17 protein-coding genes are annotated in these 19,359 nt (G+C 34.9%); 4 read left to right on the top strand and 13 right to left on the bottom strand.

The window, feature by feature from the left end; translation table 11 throughout:
- Positions 1 to 14: 14 nt before the first annotated feature.
- The 5 genes from ACUXVC_RS11395 to ACUXVC_RS11375 form a co-directional block, all read right to left on the bottom strand.
- Positions 15 to 908: an isochorismatase family protein gene (locus ACUXVC_RS11395; RefSeq protein ID WP_016512869.1), complete on the bottom strand. Its 894-nt coding sequence runs from the start codon at positions 906 to 908 to the stop codon at positions 15 to 17.
- A gap of 24 nt (positions 909 to 932) precedes the next feature.
- Positions 933 to 2,549 (bottom strand): (2,3-dihydroxybenzoyl)adenylate synthase, encoded by a 1,617-nt coding sequence (locus ACUXVC_RS11390; protein WP_098127557.1) that lies wholly within the window; start codon positions 2,547 to 2,549, stop codon positions 933 to 935.
- Positions 2,543 to 3,760 (bottom strand): isochorismate synthase DhbC, encoded by a 1,218-nt coding sequence (dhbC, locus tag ACUXVC_RS11385; RefSeq protein WP_446026049.1) that lies wholly within the window; start codon positions 3,758 to 3,760, stop codon positions 2,543 to 2,545. The genes ACUXVC_RS11390 and dhbC overlap by 7 nt, the downstream gene beginning before the upstream one ends.
- A 25-nt stretch (positions 3,761 to 3,785) precedes the next feature.
- Positions 3,786 to 4,571: a 2,3-dihydro-2,3-dihydroxybenzoate dehydrogenase gene (gene dhbA / locus ACUXVC_RS11380; RefSeq protein WP_098127559.1), complete on the bottom strand. Its 786-nt coding sequence runs from the start codon at positions 4,569 to 4,571 to the stop codon at positions 3,786 to 3,788.
- 638 nt (positions 4,572 to 5,209) lie between these two features.
- A complete protein-coding gene (locus ACUXVC_RS11375; RefSeq protein ID WP_157418121.1) occupies positions 5,210 to 6,412 on the bottom strand; it encodes an L-lactate MFS transporter in 1,203 nt (400 codons plus the stop codon).
- 355 nt (positions 6,413 to 6,767) lie between these two features.
- Between ACUXVC_RS11375 and ACUXVC_RS11370 the strand changes: the two genes are divergently transcribed.
- Positions 6,768 to 6,953: a YkvS family protein gene (locus ACUXVC_RS11370; protein WP_000646793.1), complete on the top strand. Its 186-nt coding sequence runs from the start codon at positions 6,768 to 6,770 to the stop codon at positions 6,951 to 6,953.
- Between the two features lie 58 nt (positions 6,954 to 7,011).
- Here ACUXVC_RS11370 and ACUXVC_RS11365 read toward each other — a convergent pair whose 3' ends face one another.
- Positions 7,012 to 7,311, bottom strand: a complete 300-nt coding sequence (locus ACUXVC_RS11365) for an ArsR/SmtB family transcription factor (protein WP_000214794.1) — start codon at positions 7,309 to 7,311, stop codon at positions 7,012 to 7,014.
- A 331-nt stretch (positions 7,312 to 7,642) separates the two neighbouring features.
- On the opposite strand from ACUXVC_RS11365, the gene ACUXVC_RS11360 reads away from it, so the two are divergent.
- Positions 7,643 to 7,816, top strand: coding sequence for a hypothetical protein (locus ACUXVC_RS11360; protein WP_016081721.1), 174 nt, complete (start codon positions 7,643 to 7,645; stop codon positions 7,814 to 7,816).
- A 107-nt stretch (positions 7,817 to 7,923) separates the two neighbouring features.
- Here ACUXVC_RS11360 and ACUXVC_RS11355 read toward each other — a convergent pair whose 3' ends face one another.
- The 4 genes from ACUXVC_RS11355 to ACUXVC_RS11340 all read right to left on the bottom strand — a co-directional run bounded on the left by ACUXVC_RS11355 (position 7,924) and on the right by ACUXVC_RS11340 (position 12,864).
- Positions 7,924 to 11,013 (bottom strand): AAA family ATPase, encoded by a 3,090-nt coding sequence (locus ACUXVC_RS11355; protein ID WP_098126131.1) that lies wholly within the window; start codon positions 11,011 to 11,013, stop codon positions 7,924 to 7,926.
- Entirely contained in the window at positions 11,010 to 12,167 is a 1,158-nt protein-coding gene (locus ACUXVC_RS11350) for an exonuclease SbcCD subunit D (protein WP_089170944.1), read from the bottom strand. The genes ACUXVC_RS11355 and ACUXVC_RS11350 overlap by 4 nt, the downstream gene beginning before the upstream one ends.
- Before the next feature lie 15 nt (positions 12,168 to 12,182).
- Positions 12,183 to 12,422 carry a DUF2584 family protein gene (locus ACUXVC_RS11345; protein ID WP_000667344.1) on the bottom strand — a complete coding sequence of 80 codons (240 nt, stop codon included), beginning with the start codon at positions 12,420 to 12,422 and terminating at the stop codon, positions 12,183 to 12,185.
- Positions 12,423 to 12,606: 184 nt separating this feature from the next.
- Positions 12,607 to 12,864, bottom strand: a complete 258-nt coding sequence (locus ACUXVC_RS11340; protein ID WP_001119409.1) for a hypothetical protein — start codon at positions 12,862 to 12,864, stop codon at positions 12,607 to 12,609.
- A gap of 330 nt (positions 12,865 to 13,194) precedes the next feature.
- Between ACUXVC_RS11340 and ACUXVC_RS11335 the strand changes: the two genes are divergently transcribed.
- Complete coding sequence (locus ACUXVC_RS11335; protein WP_074047299.1) at positions 13,195 to 14,250, top strand: enoyl-CoA hydratase/isomerase family protein; 1,056 nt, start codon at positions 13,195 to 13,197, stop codon at positions 14,248 to 14,250.
- Between the two features lie 253 nt (positions 14,251 to 14,503).
- Positions 14,504 to 15,136, top strand: a complete 633-nt coding sequence (locus ACUXVC_RS11330) for a LysE family translocator (RefSeq protein WP_000572360.1) — start codon at positions 14,504 to 14,506, stop codon at positions 15,134 to 15,136.
- A gap of 76 nt (positions 15,137 to 15,212) precedes the next feature.
- On the opposite strand, the gene ACUXVC_RS11325 is transcribed toward ACUXVC_RS11330, so the two are convergent.
- Genes ACUXVC_RS11325 through ACUXVC_RS11315 form a run of 3 tightly spaced genes read right to left on the bottom strand, consistent with a single transcriptional unit; the run spans position 15,213 to position 19,312 of the window.
- Positions 15,213 to 16,673, bottom strand: a complete 1,461-nt coding sequence (locus ACUXVC_RS11325; protein WP_000633339.1) for a CoA-acylating methylmalonate-semialdehyde dehydrogenase — start codon at positions 16,671 to 16,673, stop codon at positions 15,213 to 15,215.
- Between the two features lie 22 nt (positions 16,674 to 16,695).
- On the bottom strand, positions 16,696 to 17,586 hold the full coding sequence (locus ACUXVC_RS11320; protein WP_016081726.1) for an NAD(P)-dependent oxidoreductase: 891 nt from the start codon (positions 17,584 to 17,586) through the stop codon (positions 16,696 to 16,698).
- A 16-nt stretch (positions 17,587 to 17,602) separates the two neighbouring features.
- Entirely contained in the window at positions 17,603 to 19,312 is a 1,710-nt protein-coding gene (locus ACUXVC_RS11315) for an acyl-CoA dehydrogenase family protein (protein ID WP_095690961.1), read from the bottom strand.
- Positions 19,313 to 19,359 lie beyond the last annotated feature (47 nt).

Raw genomic sequence — 19,359 nt, 5'->3', positions numbered from 1 at the left:
ATGTAGTCTATTTGTTACAGCACCTGTGCTGTTTGTGAAGATAGTAAGCTGTACCAACCTGCAACAGTTGGACGTTCTGCTAAATCTGCAAACGTGATTTCTTTCCCTTCACGACGCCACTTCTCTACTAAACTCATAATTCTGACCGAATCAAGCCCTCTATTTAATAAGTCCTCATCAATATCAATACTCTCTACTGACTCACGAAGTAGTTGTGCAACTAGTTCATGTACTTGCTGTATAGTGATTCCTTCACTCTCATCACCTTTTACACTTTGTAAATCTTTTAACAGTAGGTTTGTTGATGTCGTTACTGCGCATCTATTAGATGCATACTCCAATGCTTGTTTATGATGCTCTAGTGAAAAATCAGCAACTGCATCTGCTACAAAGAACGGCTCTATACCATCCATAAATGCTTCACAAGCTGTTAAAAGGCATCCAATATGCGCATAAATACCGCAAATAATGAGTTGATCTCTTCCTTGTTCATTTAAAATTTCTAATAGATTTGTCTTTTTAAATGCACTATATCTCCATTTTGTTAGGAATATATCATCCTCATCAGGAGTAAGTTCATCAACAATTTTCTTTTTATCTGGTCCAGCAGGAATACCGTCACCCCAAAAGTCTTGTAATAAACCTCTTTGTTCTAACGTTTGTCCACCAGGTTGCGCTGTATAAACAACTGGTATACCAAGTTGTTTACATTTTTCTCTTATCATTTTAATATTTGAAATAAGTTCTACTTTTGGTGATTCTTTATCGCTATATGCATCAAGAAAATATTCTTGCATGTCATGAATTAAAAGTACTGCACGTTTCGGGTCTGGTGTCCAATTCACTTTATTTTTTGGTAGTTCTGATTCAATTGGCATTTTATATACTGAAATAGATGGGATAGCCATCTAATCACTTCCTTCCGGTTTTTATTATTGTTTTACTGTAATAAGTTTTTCAGCAATGACTTTACGTAGTTCTTTTTTGCTGACTTTTCCGACTCCTGTTTGCGGGAATGATTCAATAAATTCAATTCGATCTGGAATTTTATAAGCCGCTATACCACGTTCTCTTAAAAACATTTTTAATTCACTTACTGCCGGAACTTGTTCGCGAGCTATAACAAAAGCACAGGTGCGTTCACCTAAATAATCGTCAGGCATAGATACAATTGCTACGTCATGGACCGCATCGTGTGCTAATAAATGATTTTCAACTTCTTCCGCAGCAACTTTCTCACCACCACGGTTAATTTGATCTTTATCTCTTCCTTCTACAATGATGTATCCTTTTTCATTTACTTTTACAAGATCACCTGTGCGATAAAATCCATCCTTTGTAAATGATCGTGCATTATGCTCTTCAGCTTTATAGTAACCACGAATTGTATATGGACCTCTTGTTAATAAACTACCTACTTCGCCAGGTTGTACATCGTTGTCATTTTCATCAACAACTCGTACTTCATCGAGTGCAGACATTGGTCTACCTTGTGTATGAATAATAATTTCTTCCGGATCGTCTAATCTTGTATAGTTCACTAATCCTTCCGCCATACCGAATACTTGCTGTAACGTACATCCAAATGTAGGGCGTATACGTCTTGCAACCTCAGCGCTAAACTTAGCACCACCTACTTGAATAACCTCTAGGCTCGATAAATCGGTATTACGAGAAGATGCAGCATCAAGCCAAATCATTGCTAATGGCGGAACGAGCGCTGTAATTGTAACTTTTTCTTTTTCAATAAGAGCAAATGCCTCATCTGGACTACCACCAGTTGCCAATACCACTTTTCCACCCGCATAGAAAGTTCCAAATGTCCCTGGAGAACTCATTGGGTAATTGTGTGCTACTGGAAGAACTGCCATATAGACGCTTTCTGCATTCAAATTACAAATTTCAGCGCTTACACGTAAACTATAAATATAGTCATCATGTGTTCTAGGAATTAATTTAGAAAGACCTGTTGTCCCTCCTGATAATTGGAGAAATGCAACATCACTTGGCTGAACTTCTGGTAATGAGACGGGATCCATATACAGATCATTTATGTTCACAAACTCTTCTTCTTCCCCCACTACAATTACACGTTGTAAAGTTGGCACTTTCTCTTTCACTTCTCTTGCTAGTTTTCGATAATCAAAACCGAGAGCCTTATCTGAAATAACGTAAGCGCTCGCCTCACCAAACTCACAAAAATAACTAATTTCACTGCTTCGATGTGAAGGTAGCGCAAAGACAGGAAGCGCTCCAATTCGAAATAGTGCAAAACATATTTCGAAAAACTCGATAATGTTAGGTAACTGGATTACAACTCTGTCCTCTTTCTTTATTCCTAAATTCAGTAAACCTGCTGCTAAACGATCTGCATTTTTATCAAGTTCACTATATGTTATATGCTTCTTACCACTTACAACCGCGATTCGATCTCCATATTTCTCAGCCCGCTCTCTTAACACTCCTCCAAATGTTTCACCAAGCCAACATCCTTCTTCTCGATAATGATCGGCAAATTCTTTTGGCCATTCTGTATAACCTACTAGCATTCTTTCTTCCCCCTATTTTCATTAAGTGAACTATCTCTTAACCCTAAAGCTTTTAGCATTGTTTGGAACTTAGCTGATGTTTCTGCTAACTCATCTTCTGGTTTTGACTCAACAACAACTCCAGCTCCTGCATATAAACGCAGTGTATTTTCTTGTACTTCAGCACAACGAATTGTAACAATCCATTCTCCATCTCCATTTAAATCGCTCCATCCTAGCATTCCTGTAAAGAACTCGCGGTCAAATGGCTCGATATGCTGTATAGCCTCTCTTGCTTTTTCCATCGGAGTTCCGCAAACTGCTGGCGTAGGATGAAGAGCAATTGCTAATTGTAAAGAAGAAGTATTTGGATCCTTCAGTTCACCTTTCACTTCTGTAGACAAATGCCACATCGCTTCACTATGAATAACTGATGGCTTTTCTGGAACATGTAATGTATGACAATACGGACGAAGTGCAGCGGCAACCGCTTCAACTACTACCGCATGTTCATGTAAATCTTTTGGAGAAGAAAGTAATTCCTCTGCTCTTCTTTTATCTTCTACTGGGTCCTCACTACGTGGCCTTGAACCAGCTAACGGATTAGAAATAACTTGCATACCATTACGTGAAACAAGTAATTCAGGACTTGCTCCAATTAGCGTCTTACTGTTCTCTTTTTCATCTTTCGGTAAATTCACAGCAAATGTGTAACCATGCTTATTATGTTCTGCTAATTCTCGCAGAAGTTTTTGCTTATCAATCTTTTCCGAAGATTTAACATCTAACGATCTAGATAGAACGATTTTCTTTAAATCACCGTCCTGTATTTTTTTAATTCCTTGCTTCACACCATTCATATAAACTTCAGGGTCTGGTACTGGCGTCATTTCAAATGTTACGTTCTCATTTGTTTCAAGCTGATTTGTTGTATCCAATTGTAAACGCTCAGAAATCCTACTATATTCTGGTACGATAAGTTGGACTTCTTTTCTACGATCAAATGGCAAAGCACCCACAACGATAGGATTTGGATTTCCAGCTTGTTTCGCATTACTTAATGTCGCTTGCACAAGCTCTGGGAAATTTTCAATTTCACGATGCTTTACTGTAGTAAACTCTCCTTCTGCTAATATAGTTCGAGTTGGTGAAGCGAAAAAGAATGAAGATTCAGTCTTATAATCTTCTAAAAGTTTTTCTGACAATTCCTTTACAGCTATATGTTCATTCATAATATAATAACCTCCTGAATTTTTATTAAACTCCTAACGTAGCACCGCCATCAACACATAAATTGTGCATTGTAATATGACTTGCTCTATCTGAGGCTAAAAATAACACTGCTTCAGCAACTTCTGAAGGTTGTGCAATTTTTTGTAATGGAATTCCGAGTCTATATGTATTTTGAGAACCAGCAATTATATTTTTAGCTCCATTCTCATCAGCCCATAGTAATCTTTGCATCTCAGTTTCAGTAGAACCTGGAGAAACTAAGTTGCAGCGTATATTGTATGCCGCAAGCTCTAGTCCTAAACATTTCATAAACATCGTCGTTGCAGCTTTTGACGCAGCATACGCAGCCATCTCCATTCTCGGCGTATTTGCCGCATTTGAACCGACTGTAACAATTGCCCCTGATTTTCTTAACATCATATTTTTACTTACCGCTCGGGACATATTGAAAACCCCTGTAGTATTTACAGAGAATGTTTTATTCCAATCTTCATCACTTAACGAATGAATTGGTCCCATACGTAAAACCCCTGCAACGTTTACTAAAATATCTATTGGCGCTATTTCATTTGCAATATGATTTACCATATCTTCAACAGCAGCGCTATTACTCACATCTAAACTAAACGTTTTCATACGTGTTTTATTTAATTCATTTTGATTTAAGAGTACATTTAACCCCTCTTCATTTTGATCAACCGCAATAACTGTGGCTCCTCTTTCTAAAAACATTTTGGCAACAACACTGCCTATGCCTTGTGCTGCACCTGTTACTAAAACTGTTTGCCCATCAAATTCCCCTAAGTTCATTTTCTCTATCCTTTCACATAAACATTAATTTCATTAAGCAACATCAACGATATTGATTTTCATTATCAGTTATGTTGTAAAAAATAATACACTTACTAAACTAATTGGTCAAGTGCGCATTACTTTAAAATCCATTTTATTGATAATGTTTTTCATTTACTATCTTACACCGAAATGATAATGTTTCTCAATAAACTTGTCAATCTTTTTTTATTTTTCAGATAAAGCATTTTAATGCTTCTTAATAAAATCATACCTAAACGCATTAAATGTACTTATATTATAAATAAAATTCAAACTCCTCTTTTTAAAATTGAAGAAGATAAACTAGAGATACGTTCATTTACAATGCTTTATGAAAAACTCAAGTATATATTTTCTCAATATTTTTCTGAAAATATATCTTACAAATACTAATGAATGTCTTCTTTATCATTTAAGATTTAATATATATTTCGAATACGATGTATCAATTCATTATATTCCAATATATTCCAAATGGGTATCCCAATCACTTTTACATCTATAAAAATCCCAAAAGTAATTTAACCTTGTTAAAATAACTCATAAAAAAAGCATCCTAATTAATAGAATAGGATGCTTTTTCGTAATCATAGTGTTATAGAAGATTTGTATACTTATGCTACGCTGCGATACTCTTCTTCTTGTTCTTTTTTCTGTTTAGGTGCTTGAATTAAAATTGCGATAATGAATGACACGACACATAATACACCGATCACCATGAACGTTGGTTTGAATCCACCTAGAAGTGCACCGATAAAGGAACCTGCAAGCGCCCCAAATCCAAATCCTTGATACACAATTCCGTAGTTCTTACTATGGTTTTTCATACCGAAGAAATCACCAACAATAGCTGGGAAAATAGTGATATTTCCACCAAAGCAAAACGCTACACTTGCTACACATACGAAGTAAATACCATAATTTAAATCTACAAAACTTAGAACTAAGACTGAACTCGCCATAACAACAAAAGTAACAGTAACGATTTTTAAACGCCCAATTTTATCCGATAACGGTCCTAAAATGATACGACCTAATGTATTGAAGATTGCAACCATAGCCACCGCATTAGCTGCTGTTGCTGCGCTAAGCCCTACAAGTTGAACACCAATGTCTTTTACCATACCAATTAAGTATAAGCCACTCATACATGATGTAAATAACATGATAAATAATAAGTATACTTGTTTTGTGCCTAACATTTCTTTCGTTGTGTATTCCTTAGTTTTTGTTTCATGAACTGCTCCTTGATCTGCAGCTTGATGGATTAAACAAGCACCAATTACAATCATAGTTGTAACAATTAAACCCCAGTATATAAATGCTTGCGATACACCAACTGATTCAATCAACTGTGCGTTAACGTATTTAAAGATTAAGCTACCTGAACCATATGCAGAGACAGAAATACCAGCAATTAAACCTTTACGCTCTGGAAACCACTTTATTAAATTTGATAGTGAAGTGATATATGCTGTACCATCTGCATAACCTACAACAACTCCTGCTAGTACATAAAGTAATATTAATGAGGACGCTTGTGAGCTAAGTATTAACCCTAGTCCTAATGCTAATCCAGCTATCATAATAAGTTTACGAAGTCCCCATTTTTCTTGCAATTTACTCGCAAATAAAGTTGAAAATGCTAAAGAAAGACTAGTAATTGAAAAAGTTATCGCAACAGCGTTAAGGCTCCAACCGTATTTACTAACTAAAGGCTGATTGAATAAACTCCATGTATATATCGTCCCAAGCCCCATTTGTACTATGACTGTGCCAAGGACAACAAACCATGGATTAACAGTTGATTTTTTCATATCTTTCCGCCTCCTCTTTCTATTTCAATGCTATTCGCTAAATTTACTTTTTTTATGTTCATTTTGGTCACCTCTTTTGATTTGACACCTTCATTGTATAAGATGTTTCTATTTATGTAAGCACTTACAAGATAGAGCGTCAAAAACATGGAATCAGTTACAAAAAACGAAGGATGAAATACAAAAAACTACTGATTAAATACAATAGAAAAATTTTTTATACTTCGATTCACCTTATTTTTTATAAAATCACAAATTTTTTTCCAATAAATAAAACTAAATATTCACTAATATATCTATCCGTGGTTTAATATATATAATAAAAAAATATTTCTGTCTTTAATGAGGAGGTACTATGAAAGCAAACGTAGGGGATACTATACTTTTTCAACGAAACAATTTAAAGATTACAGGATCTGTACTAAAACTTTATACTGAATCGGTCTTAGTTGAAATTACAAATGTAAGCGGTGGTACTTTTGAATTTGATCGAACAATTGTAAATCATAAAAACTATAAAGTTTTAAATACAAATACATAAAACAACACAAAATAGCCCCTGCTAAACAGCAGGGGCTATTTTATATAAAAATATTTCACTAGTTTATATACCCTAAAACATTAACAATCTTACTCGCTTTTAAATTGTTAATATGATAATAAATTTCTAAACCTCTTCTCTCTGCTCGTAACACTTTACCCTTCATTTTTGATAAATGTTGTGAAACAGTAGATTGCGGGATGTTCAGTAACTCTGTTAATTGTGTTACATTACAAGTTTTTCTTGTACTTAATTCATTTACAATTTGCAGTCGGATTGGATGCGCCATAATTTTTAAAATATCTACATCTTCTTCTGAAACTAAAGTTTTTTTCATTTCACTTGTATATGTTGTCATAAGACATTCCCCTTTTATATGAATTCCATTTTTATAAGATCTATTTCCAAAATTTTTAAAACCCTCGATTAAAAATTTCATATAGAAATAAAAGGATTTTAAATTTTTGAAAACAGAACTTACATTCACTTTATTTATTTGGTACATATACATAATACAATGTTAATATGTGCTCTATGTGAAGTTCGCATAAATTTGTGATGAAGATTTATTTAGCCACTCGCATCCTACTCATCTAATTATCCACTACATAAAATCATCAGTTATTTTAACATATTTTAGGCGTTTGTATATACTATTTATAAAACAACTTTTATAAAGGGGGATTCATATGCCTACAGCGTTACAAGAAGAAGTCGAAGAAGCACGGGAAACATATGTCAGTCGTATCATCTTAGTTGGAGGATCCGCTTTATTTTTAGTAGGCGGGGTTATATCGGCAATTTCAGCTTTTAAAGCTTATAATCGGTTGGAGAATACGCCGCCTTCTACAGATAATTCATAGATATTTTATAAAATAAAACGTCGCCTCCAATATGAAGAGACGACGTTTTATGATTCATACATATGACACTAAAAGTATCGATAGATTCCCTACTCCATTTTCTAAGCTTACTTCACCACAAACCTAGTCTGACTACACCCATCCTTCTGCTTCGTTACTTCTAATACAGCCGGCATTGCGTTTTTCAACTCTTGTACGTGTGAAATGACACCGATAAATCGTCCTGATTTTTGTAAGTCAATTAAGGCGTCTACAGCTTTTGTTAATGACTCCTCATCTAATGAGCCGAATCCTTCATCAATAAACATCGTTTCGATGGAAATACCACCTTCATACGCTTGAATGACGTCTGCCATTCCAAGAGCTAAGCAAAGTGATGCATTAAATTTCTCTCCGCCGGATAATGTTTTTACATCGCGCGTTTGGCCAGTGTATGCATCGTACACATCTAAGCCTAATCCACTTTGACGGTTTCTTTTTTCAACTCGTTCACTTCGTTTTAAATAAAATTGTCCATTTGATAATTTACGTAGTCGTTCGTTTGCGATTTGAACGATTTGTTCTAAATACTCAATTAAGATGTAACGTTCAAATGATATACGACTTTCGTTATCACCTTTCATTACTTCATATAAATCAACAAGTTCTTGGAAGGCTTTTTCTTCCTCGTGAATTTGTTCGTCAATACGTTTAATGTTTTCATGTAAATCAGAAATATATGTTACCGCATTTTGCGCACGTTGACGTTTTTCTTTAATTATATCGAGATTAATTTCTAGTTCTTTTATGTGTTCACCTAAAGATGTAATATCCATATACTCTTTATCTTTTAATTCTGAGTTTAGCTCTTCAATTTGTTTTGCAAGCACTTCAAGAGATGAATAATAACCTTGAATTTCTTTCTGTAACATCTCCATCTCGGCATCGCTTAATTTGGCTTCTTTATACGTGAATTGATCTGTAAATCCGCTTTGTTCTAGCTCTTTCATAAAGCGTGCGAAAGTCTCTTCTTTCTTCAATTTTGCACTTTCAAATTGATTAGAAGCACCTTTCTGTTCTGCTTGAATACGTATATTTTCATTTTGCCAATGTTGATACGCTTCCTGCACTTTCTTCCATTCGTCCTCCATTAACCTAAGTTCGTGCATAGCTTGGTCAAACTGTGCTTTCCAAGCTTGTACTGTTTGCAAGTTTTCTGGAATATTTCGTTTATCATGTTCATATGACGTACGTAGTTGCATGCACTCCATTTCTGTACGGTGCTGCATTGTTTCTACTTCCCGTTTTTGTTTCTGAAGTTCTTCTATTTTTTCTTCTACGCTTTTCATGTTCGCAGCAATCTGCTTACGAGTTTCTTCACTTGCTTTTAACGTATTAACGTCTGCAGCTAATTGTTTTCCTTTTTGAACAAGTGCACTATATGTTTCAACTAATTTTTCGGAGTTATACCCACGCTTCACAACTTCTTCTATCACTTGTTCATATTGTAGTCGATAAAAATTCCATTTCTCCTCTACTTGCACATGTAATTTTTCAGCAATGTTCTTCTTATCTCTTAAATCGTTTAACTCTTTTTCATCGATCGCATTACTTTGCTCTGTAGCTTTTTGCGGATGATTCGTACTACCACATACCGGACAAGATGCACCGTCATGTAAATGAAGAGCTAATATACCAGCTTGTTCACTTAACCAGCGGCGCTCCATGTTTTCATATGCACGAACTGCCACTTGCATTTTATTATTTGCCGCTTCTTTTTCTTGCTCGAATTTTTGTTTTTCTTGCCAAACATCATATGCTTGCTTTAAAACTTTTGCATCTTCTCGCATATTCGTTAGTTCTTCTACTTTAGCTACATATTGCTCAAGTGCTTGTTCTAATTGCTGCAATTCATCAGACATTTTCTGTTTTTGGTTTGTATGCTCTTCTAGTTGTTGATCTAACTTTTGCATACTTTCTTTTAATTTCCCTATTTGAATTTCGGCATTTTGTAAATTCAGCTTTCTCTCAGCTAATGATTCAATAATCGCTTGTAACTCTTCTAATCTTTGAACAAGTTTTTTAGCCTCTTCTCGCTCAGCTTCTTTATTCTTTACTACTTCATACTTCTCCTGAGCAAGTTCAAAGCTGTTCATTATCTGTTCTTGTTTGACGATTATCTGTTTTAACAAACTTTCAGCTTTCTGCTCATTTTGCATCGCTTCTTCATACCATTGTTCAAATGGTAATAAGCGCTTTGCTTGTTCCGCACGTTTAAAGGATTTTTCTTTCCTTTCAATTGCTGCACGGTTCTCTTGTAAAGTGTTATATTTCTCATTCTTTTGTTGTAAATCTATAAATTTCTCATTTACAGATTTTGCTGCATGAAAACGTGTTTCTGCATCCTTTAATTGCTTCGTTTGAACATCTTGTTCTACTTGTAATTGCTCAACCTCTGCCTTATACACTGTTGTTTCTTGTTCTAACGCTTCTACTACTTGATGCGTATTTACATGTTCTTGTGCCGCTAATGTCTCTAATAATGCTCCATCACGGATTGGTAATTTAAAAACATTACGGAAATAGAGCTCTCTCTCTTTTTGTTTTTCTTGTAAAACATCTTTCCATTGTTTTCTCTTTTGATCAAGTAACTCACGCATTAATTTATAACGATCCGTTTTAAAAATACGACGTAAAATCTCTTCTTTGTTTTCCGTCTCAGATGTTAATAGTTTTCGGAATTCACCTTGTGGTAACATAACAATTTGACTAAATTGATGTTTACTTAACCCAATTAAATCTTCCACTTTTTTGTTTACGTCTGTTACATGAAAACGATCGACGGCTGGAACGTTTTCTCCATCAATAACTTCATATAATTCTACTGCATGTCCTGTAATGGTCTTATTCCCTTGTTTTTTATGTCCAAGTTGTCTTTTTATTTCATAGCGTTTCCCTTTTAATTGAAAGGTTAGTTCTACACTTGTATAAACATCATCATCAGCAAATTGACTTCGAAGCATGCTCGTATCACTACGTTCTTCTCCACTAGCCTCACCATATAACACATAACAAATCGCATCAAAAATCGTTGTTTTTCCAGCTCCCGTATTCCCAGAAATAGCGAAAATACGATGTTCTCCAAGATCTTCAAAATCGATTACTTCTTTCTGTTTATATGGCCCGAATGCTGTCATAATAAGCTGAATCGGTCTCATCCTCGTTCACCTTCCCGTTCTTGCACTGTTTGTAATACATCTATAAATAGGCGTTCTTTCTCTTCTGATAAATCTAACCCTTTCATTTCTTTATAGAAAGCCTTTAAAAGAGATAAATCATCCATTTTATGTCTTGAAACCGTTACTTCATTTGTATCTGTGAGTTCTCGCCTTTGCATCGCTCTTTCAACGTGCATTGCATTTGGATATACAGATCGTATTTTCTCCATTGGCTGTAAGACAGGGTTTTCATCTAATAATTTTACAAATACGTAATCTTCACTTACTGGGTGCTGTAATAATTCATCTATTTTCGCTTCTACTGTTCGCATTTTACGACGTGGTGAAAGTAACCTTTTTTCAATTGCTACTTCACCAGTTTCATTCAGTTCTACAATGTAATAACCTTTTTTATGTTTCTCTTCAGAAATTGAATAGGCAAGTGGTGAACCTGAATATCGAATGGTCTCATTACGTACGAAATGCGCTTGATGTAAATGTCCAAGCGCTGTGTAATGAAACTTATCAAAATAATGACTATTTACATATTCAGCACCACCAATTGAAAGTGGTCGTTCTGCATCACTTGTATTCTCCTCCGCTTCTCCTGAAGAAGTTACAAATGCATGTCCAACAAATACATGTCTAGCTTCTTTATCCATTGTTTCAGAGAGCTCATTCATAAAAATGCGCATCGCATCATCATGAGAACGTACGTCTTCATTTTTCAACACGTGTCTAACTATGCTTGGGTCTGCATACGGTATTAGATGGAAGTGAACCTCTCCATATTCATCATTTAGTACAACAGGTTCATACGGGAATTGAAATTGGCCTGCAATATGTAATCCCTGTTTTTTCATTAAACTACTCCCAAAATGGATACGATCCGGACTATCATGATTACCAGCTACTGCAATAACTGGTGTTTGTAAATCAATAACTATTTTTTGCAGCACATCATTTAATAAGTCTACTGCTTCTGTAGGTGGAATTGCTCGGTCATATAAATCCCCTGCAATAATTACAGCATCTGGTTTTTCTTCTTCAACAGCCTGTACAAACTGATCTAATACAATCTTTTGGTCTTCAGTCATATACACGCCATGAACAAGCTTACCTAAATGCCAATCCGCTGTATGAAATAACTTCATATTTTTCTACTCCTTTTAATTTACTGATTTTAGTGAAACGAGTTGATAGTTTATTGTAGTTTTTCCGTTCTCCCACTCTAGCTTCAATATCGTTGCACTTCCAATTCTTTCTTCATTTGATTTATATAAAGGCAATATTTCTTGAATTGTAAATAAGTGATAACCATCCAATATTAATTGAAATATATTTTCTTCAATATGTAATCTTACTTCTTTTTCATTTGAAATAATTTTTGTGTGCATCTCAAATTTCATGATAGATACAACCCCTTTTTATAATCTCTACATTTTAATAGTATAGTGGCTATGCAAGATTGACAAGTACATACACAGCAAAGTACACACTTTTCTATTGTTATATGTTTTATGTATTTTATATAAAGTACGGTATGTGAAATTTTATATTTTCTCCAAAATAAAAATGCCTATTGTGACATCTTTATTTTTGTATAAAGTCTTTCATTACATAATATAAAACGGTAATTAAAACGATTGCGACGAAAAATGAGAACACTGCGACAATGTACCCATCTTTATTTAATAAAATACAGAATGAAATAGATATTATAAAAATCGGAAATACGAGACGTACTTTATCCTTCACTTCTTCTGTCGTATCTGTATGATGAAAATACTGCGTTATCCCTATCATTAAAGAAGACAAAATAATAACCGACAATAGTAAAGGTCCTGGCATTCCGATTTCTCCTTTCTCTATTTCTAATTCAGTGCAAAATTTCTTATTACAATTGTACGATTCATTTTTTCTTCAAACACTCTTTTTAGAATTGATAATGAACAATTCACACCTATATAATAGCGCTTTTATCATTATAACTTCAAATAATTACACTTACAGTAATGTTGTAATATTCCCCCTCAGTCTCTGAAATCCTGCAAAGATAACTCGTCAAAATATGCGGTGACCAAATTAATATTTACCGTCAACTTTTGACAAAATTTATAAAGGACATTTCAGTACATATCAAGAATTAAGAATAAGAAGATATGTAAGGGAGGATGCATTATGACTGAACACGTTTTATTTTCTGTTAGCGAAAACGGCGTTGCAACAATTACTTTAAACCGTCCAAAAGCACTTAATTCTTTATCTTATGACATGTTACAACCTATCGGACAAAAACTTAAAGAGTGGGAACACGATGAGCGTATTGCACTTATCGTGTTAAAAGGAGCTGGCACAAAAGGTTTTTGTGCAGGTGGCGACATTAAAACTCTTTATGAAGCGCGTTCCAATGAAGTGGCATTGCAACATGCAGAACGTTTTTTTGAAGAAGAGTATGAAATTGATACATATATTTATCAATATACAAAACCGATTATTGCTTGTTTAGATGGAATTGTAATGGGCGGTGGTGTCGGTCTTACAAATGGTGCGAAGTATCGCATTGTAACTGAACGTACGAAATGGGCAATGCCAGAGATGAATATCGGCTTCTTCCCAGACGTCGGAGCTGCATATTTCTTAAATAAAGCACCTGGATATACAGGACGCTTCGTTGCTTTAACAGCATCTATTTTAAAAGCTTCTGACGTATTATTTATTAATGCTGCTGATTACTTTATGACATCTGATTCATTACCAGAGTTTCTTACTGAACTTGAAAGTGTAAATTGGCATAAAGAAGATGATGTACATACTAATTTAAAAGAAGTTATTCGTACATTCGCAACTGCTCCAAACTTAGAAAGCGAGCTGACTCCTTCATTAGAAGTAATTAATTCACATTTTGCTTACGATACAATTGAAGAAATCATCCATTCATTGGAGAAAGATGAAAGCTCCTTTGCTCTAAAAACGAAAGAAACACTGTTATCAAAATCACCTATTTCACTAAAAGTAACATTAAAACAGTTTATTGATGGACAAGATAAATCCGTTGAAGAATGTTTCGCTACGGACCTTATACTTGCTAAAAACTTCATGAGACATGAAGATTTCTTCGAAGGAGTACGCTCCGTTGTCGTTGATAAAGATCAAAATCCGAATTATAAATATAAACAGTTAAGTGACGTTTCAGAAGAAGATGTGAATCGTTTCTTTAATTTACTTAATGCATAAAATGAAACTGTAATGAGTGGGTGTTTTGTTCATCCCCCACCTAACTTCTTTGCTTCAGCTAAATCTTGTGCGGTGGAAATCTTACTACTCGCAAATAGCGGGATAAAATCGAGGCTATATAGTAGTGAAATTACAGCTACTATATAGCCTTTTTTTATTTAATAATTTTTAATAAAATTTAATTTTATTAAATCCATTTTTGTGCTACACTGATTTTAATCGAATATTCCAAAAATAAAAAGGAGGGGCGGCTATGATAGAAAATTATCTTCTTTTCATCATTATGTCTATTTGCCTTATCATTTTACCTGGTCCAGATACAGCAATGGCTACGAAAAACACATTGGTTGCTGGTAAAGTCGGTGGAGTGAAAACAGTGTTTGGTACATGTATTGCACTATTAATTCATACTTTAGCTGCTGTAATTGGTCTTTCTGCACTTATTGTAAAGTCAGCTCTTTTATTTTCTATTTTCAAGTACGTTGGGGCTCTCTATTTAATATATATCGGTATTAAAGCCCTTTTAGCAGTAAGAAACAAAGAAAACTTAGATACAAATGATCTATCTTTGAATAATGAAAACGAACATACTTCTTGCTTTCGCCAAGGATTTCTTACAAATTTATTAAATCCTAAAGTTGCAGTCTTCTTTTTAACTTTTTTACCGCAATTTTTAAATCCAAATCATAATACATTTATTCAACTTCTTGTAATGGGCCTTACTTACCTCGTTTTAACAGTCATTTGGTTTGCATTTTATATATTTTTAATTGATAAAATTAGTGCTTTTATGAAAAAACCAAAGACGCAACGTTATATTCAAGGGCTAACAGGAGTCGTCCTAATTGGATTTGGTATTAAACTAGCTTTTGAAAAAAATAATTAACAAGATGAAAACCACCACCACTATTAATAGTGGTGGTGGTTTTCATTTAATAGTTGATTTGGCTGTTTACTCTATATTAAAACCAGCGCTCAGTTACAACTTTTTTACGTGTATAGAATTGAACGCCATCTGTACCATTTGTACCTAAATCACCAAAGAATGAAGCTTTATTTCCTGCAAATGCGAAGAATGCCATTGGTGCTGGAACGTTTACATTTACACCGATCATACCAGCATCGATGTTATCACGGAATGTTTGTGCATGTTTACCATTTGACGTATAAATAACCGCACCGTTTGCAAATTTAGATTGATTTGTTAGTTTAATACCTTCTTCTAAATCTTTAACACGTACAATGCTTAATACTGGAGCAAAAATTTCATCTTGCCAAATTTTCATTTCTTGATTCACGCCATCAAAGATTGTCGCACCTACAAAGTAACCTTCTCCAACTTCTTCATTAATTTTACGGCCATCTACTAATAAAGTTGCCCCATCTGCTACACCGCTATTAATATAGCCTAAAACGCGCTCTTTATGAGATTCACGGATTAATGGTCCAACATAGTTATCTTCGTTAAAGCCATCGCCTACTTTTAATTTTTTCGTTTCTGCTACTAATACATCAATGAATTCATCAGCAATTTCATCCACTACTGCTACTACTGAGCATGCCATACAGCGCTCTCCACTACTTGCAAATGCAGATCCAATTACACCTTGTACTGTTTTCTCAAGATTGCAATCTGGCATTACAATTGCATGGTTTTTCGCACCTGCTAACGCTTGTACACGTTTTCCGTGTTTCGTACCTGTTTCATATACGTAACGAGCTACCGGCTCAGAGCCAACGAACGAAACAGCTTGAATATCTTTATTTTCTAAAATGCTATTTACAACATCTTTTCCGCCTTGTACTAAATTTAATACGCCTTTTGGGAAACCTGCTTCATAGAATAATTCTACAAGTCGCTCCGCTAAAAGTGGCGTTCTTTCCGATGTTTTTAATACGAATGTATTACCGCAAGCAATTGCAAGTGGGAACATCCATAATGGAATCATCATTGGGAAGTTGAACGGTGTAATACCAGCAACAACTCCGATTGGGTAGCGCCAAATTGATCCATCAATTCCGCTAGCAATATTCGGAAGCGCTTGTCCCATCATTAAATTAGGTGCCGATGTTGCAAGTTCTACCGCTTCAATACCACGCTGTACTTCACCTGTTGCATCCGTTAGCGTCTTACCATTTTCTAGCGTAATGATTTTTGCAAGCTCATCTTTGTTTTCTTGTAATAGCTGTAAATATTTATATAAATTTCTTGAACGATTCGGAACTGGTACTTTAGACCATGTTTCGAATGCTGCTTTTGCCGCTTCAACAGCTTTTTCAACATCCTCTTTTGGAGATAGTGGAACGTAAGCGATAATTTTTCCAGTCGCTGGATTTGGAACTGCTTCTACTTCCGTACCTGTCGATTCAACCCACTCACCGTTAATGTGATTTTTCACTCTTTTAATTTCAGTTGTAATCATTGTATTCTCTCCTTTGTATAATTTATTTTTGATTAGAAATTAATTGCTCGCTAACTTTCTTATATAAAGCAGCCATATCGTTTTCACCATATCCAGCTTGACTCGCTTCGTCATATACATTTAATAACATTTCGCTTACCGGTAAATGGAGTTCGCTTTCCTTAGCTAAGTCAACTGCAAACCCTAAATCTTTCTTCAATAAGTTCACAGTAAATCCTGGCTCGTAGTTTTCAGGTGCTATAAAACTTTTAAAATTACGTTCATAAATTCTGCTTTGGCCGTAACTTACATTTAAAATATCAAACATTTTATCTAAATCCATATTGTTCTTTTTCGCTAATGTTAAAGCTTCACTTACACCAGCTGTATAAAAACCAATTAATAAGTTATTAATTAACTTAACAGTTGTACCACTATCAATCTGCTCACTAACATGGAAAATGTTCGCGCCTAGAACGCCCATGATAGATTCCGTTTTCTCATATACCTCTTTTGATCCACCAACCATAAACGTTAATGTACGATTTTCGGCTCCAATTACACCGCCGCTCACAGGTGCTGCTAAAAAGTTTACTTTCTTTTCCTTTGCAGCTTCCTCTAATTGTTTGTTTAACTGCGGCGATACCGTACTTGTATCAATGAAAACTACATTCGAGTGACCATTTTCAAATAATCCTTCTGCTCCAAAATATACCGCTTCAACAGCGCGAGGTGAAGGTAAACTTGTAAAAACTACATCACATGTTTCTGCTAGTTTTGAGATTGATAGACCGATAATTCCGCCTTCTTTTTCAAAGGACGCTTCTGCCTCTTTATTTAAGTCCACGCCATATACTGTGTAACCTGATTTAACTAGATTTTTTGACATCGGAAGACCCATGTTACCTAAACCGATAAAACCAATCTTTTTCATATCGCTTTCCTCCTATTTACACAATATACTTTCCGCGATTTATAATAGCTTTCGCAATTTCTCTCTTTTTTGTAAATACGTTCGTGTATAAAGGTACTGATAATTGACGAATTCCAGCTAAAATTACGTGTCTATCTTGTTCTTCTGTAACAGCCGCTGAAAGTATAGAAATCGCCGCTTCTTCTACTTTACGATATCCTTCTTCACAAATAACGTCAGTTATCATTTGTTTCGTACGTTCTTTCCCTTCACCATTTTTACTAATTGCTTTACTCGTACGTAAAAATGCTGATTCCATGACGTACACATCCGTTAACATATTTGATAATACACGTGAATATTCTTGCTCTTGATCAATTTTTAAACCTGGAGTTTTAGAGAGCGTTTTCAAAGATTGTTTCAACAATTTTTTCGCTAATAAAATGTAACGATGGTTTCTTTCGACATTTTCTACATCAATCTCTACTTCAGTATCTTCAATTTGTTCCACTTGCTTCATTAACATTTTAGCAACTGTTAATCTATTAATTTCATTCGTCCCTTCAAAAATACGACTAATTCTAGCATCACGATATAAACGTTCTACTTCGTATTCTTGCATATAACCGTAACCACCATGAATTTGTACAGCTTCATCTACGATGTGACCAAGTGTTTCAGAAGCATTTACTTTATTTAGTGCACATTCAATTGCAAATTGGGACATTTTCTTCATAAGATCTTCATCGCTCTCATGAATTGCTTCATCGATTACACCTGCTGTACGATAAGCTGCACTTTCTGCTCCATATGTAGCAATGATCATATTTGCAATTTTCTCTTGAATCATCGTAAAGTCTACTAATTCCGTTTGGAACTGTTTTCGCTCTTTTCCATATTGAACCGACAAACCAATTGCTTGTTTTGCTGTTCCAATATTTCCAAAAGCAAGTTTAAGTCTAGCAAAGTTAAGAATATTAAGGGCTACGTGATGCCCTTTCCCAACTTCCCCTAAAACATTTTCAGCAGGGATGACAACATCTTCTAAAATAAGAGTCGCTGTTGAAGAACCTTTAATCCCCATTTTCTTTTCTTCTAATCCAATAGATACACCTTCACATGTTCTTTCGACAATAAACGCTGTCATTCCTTTATTTGTCTTCGCAAAAACAACATATACATCTGCCATATGAGCATTTGTAATCCATTGCTTCTCACCATTTAACTTCCAACCTGTTCCCTCTTCATTCAATACGGCGCTTGTTTTTGCACTTAATGCATCCGAACCAGCATTTGGCTCAGTTAAAGCATAAGCACCAATCCATTCTCCCGATGCGATTTTCGGTAAATATTTTTCTTTCTGTTCTTTCGTTCCATAATATATGTAAGGCAATGTACCGACACCAGCGTGTATATTAAAAGAAACGCTAAACGCACCAGCGTAACCCATTTTCTCTGCTACAAGACCTGAGACAGCCTTTCCTAACTCGAACCCGCCATAATCTTCTGGTACCTCAATGCCTAATAATCCAAGTTCCCCAGCTTTCTCAAATAATTGACGAGAAACTTTATAGTTATGTTGTTCAATATTCTCCATTTGTGGAACAATTTCTTGTTTAACGAATTGTTCTGTCGTTTTTGCGATTAAATCTTCATCACCTGAAAAATCTTCTGGTGTAAAGTAAGTATGATTTATATCTTTATTGAGTGAAAAAAATTCATCCCATGGTAACTTCGTTTTCTCCATATGTATCCCCCTATCATTCGGCTTTCATAGCTTTTTGCTTATGCTCG

The organism is Bacillus sp. N6, assembly GCF_052805735.1.
Note: the sequence above shows the minus strand (reverse complement) of the source record. Positions and strands in the feature narration are given on the sequence as shown.

Excerpts from the sequence above, each read along its gene's own strand:
- ACUXVC_RS11395 (WP_016512869.1), bottom strand. The coding sequence starts at position 908 with ATGGCTATCCCATCTATTTCAGTATATAAAATGCCAATTGAATCAGAA.
- ACUXVC_RS11390 (WP_098127557.1), bottom strand. The coding sequence starts at position 2,549 with ATGCTAGTAGGTTATACAGAATGGCCAAAAGAATTTGCCGATCATTAT.
- dhbC (WP_446026049.1), bottom strand. The coding sequence starts at position 3,760 with ATGAATGAACATATAGCTGTAAAGGAATTGTCAGAAAAACTTTTAGAA.
- dhbA (WP_098127559.1), bottom strand. The coding sequence starts at position 4,571 with ATGAACTTAGGGGAATTTGATGGGCAAACAGTTTTAGTAACAGGTGCA.
- ACUXVC_RS11375 (WP_157418121.1), bottom strand. The coding sequence starts at position 6,412 with ATGAAAAAATCAACTGTTAATCCATGGTTTGTTGTCCTTGGCACAGTC.
- ACUXVC_RS11370 (WP_000646793.1), top strand. The coding sequence starts at position 6,768 with ATGAAAGCAAACGTAGGGGATACTATACTTTTTCAACGAAACAATTTA.
- ACUXVC_RS11365 (WP_000214794.1), bottom strand. The coding sequence starts at position 7,311 with ATGACAACATATACAAGTGAAATGAAAAAAACTTTAGTTTCAGAAGAA.
- ACUXVC_RS11360 (WP_016081721.1), top strand. The coding sequence starts at position 7,643 with ATGCCTACAGCGTTACAAGAAGAAGTCGAAGAAGCACGGGAAACATAT.
- ACUXVC_RS11355 (WP_098126131.1), bottom strand. The coding sequence starts at position 11,013 with ATGAGACCGATTCAGCTTATTATGACAGCATTCGGGCCATATAAACAG.
- ACUXVC_RS11350 (WP_089170944.1), bottom strand. The coding sequence starts at position 12,167 with ATGAAGTTATTTCATACAGCGGATTGGCATTTAGGTAAGCTTGTTCAT.
- ACUXVC_RS11345 (WP_000667344.1), bottom strand. The coding sequence starts at position 12,422 with ATGAAATTTGAGATGCACACAAAAATTATTTCAAATGAAAAAGAAGTA.
- ACUXVC_RS11340 (WP_001119409.1), bottom strand. The coding sequence starts at position 12,864 with ATGCCAGGACCTTTACTATTGTCGGTTATTATTTTGTCTTCTTTAATG.
- ACUXVC_RS11335 (WP_074047299.1), top strand. The coding sequence starts at position 13,195 with ATGACTGAACACGTTTTATTTTCTGTTAGCGAAAACGGCGTTGCAACA.
- ACUXVC_RS11330 (WP_000572360.1), top strand. The coding sequence starts at position 14,504 with ATGATAGAAAATTATCTTCTTTTCATCATTATGTCTATTTGCCTTATC.
- ACUXVC_RS11325 (WP_000633339.1), bottom strand. The coding sequence starts at position 16,673 with ATGATTACAACTGAAATTAAAAGAGTGAAAAATCACATTAACGGTGAG.
- ACUXVC_RS11320 (WP_016081726.1), bottom strand. The coding sequence starts at position 17,586 with ATGAAAAAGATTGGTTTTATCGGTTTAGGTAACATGGGTCTTCCGATG.
- ACUXVC_RS11315 (WP_095690961.1), bottom strand. The coding sequence starts at position 19,312 with ATGGAGAAAACGAAGTTACCATGGGATGAATTTTTTTCACTCAATAAA.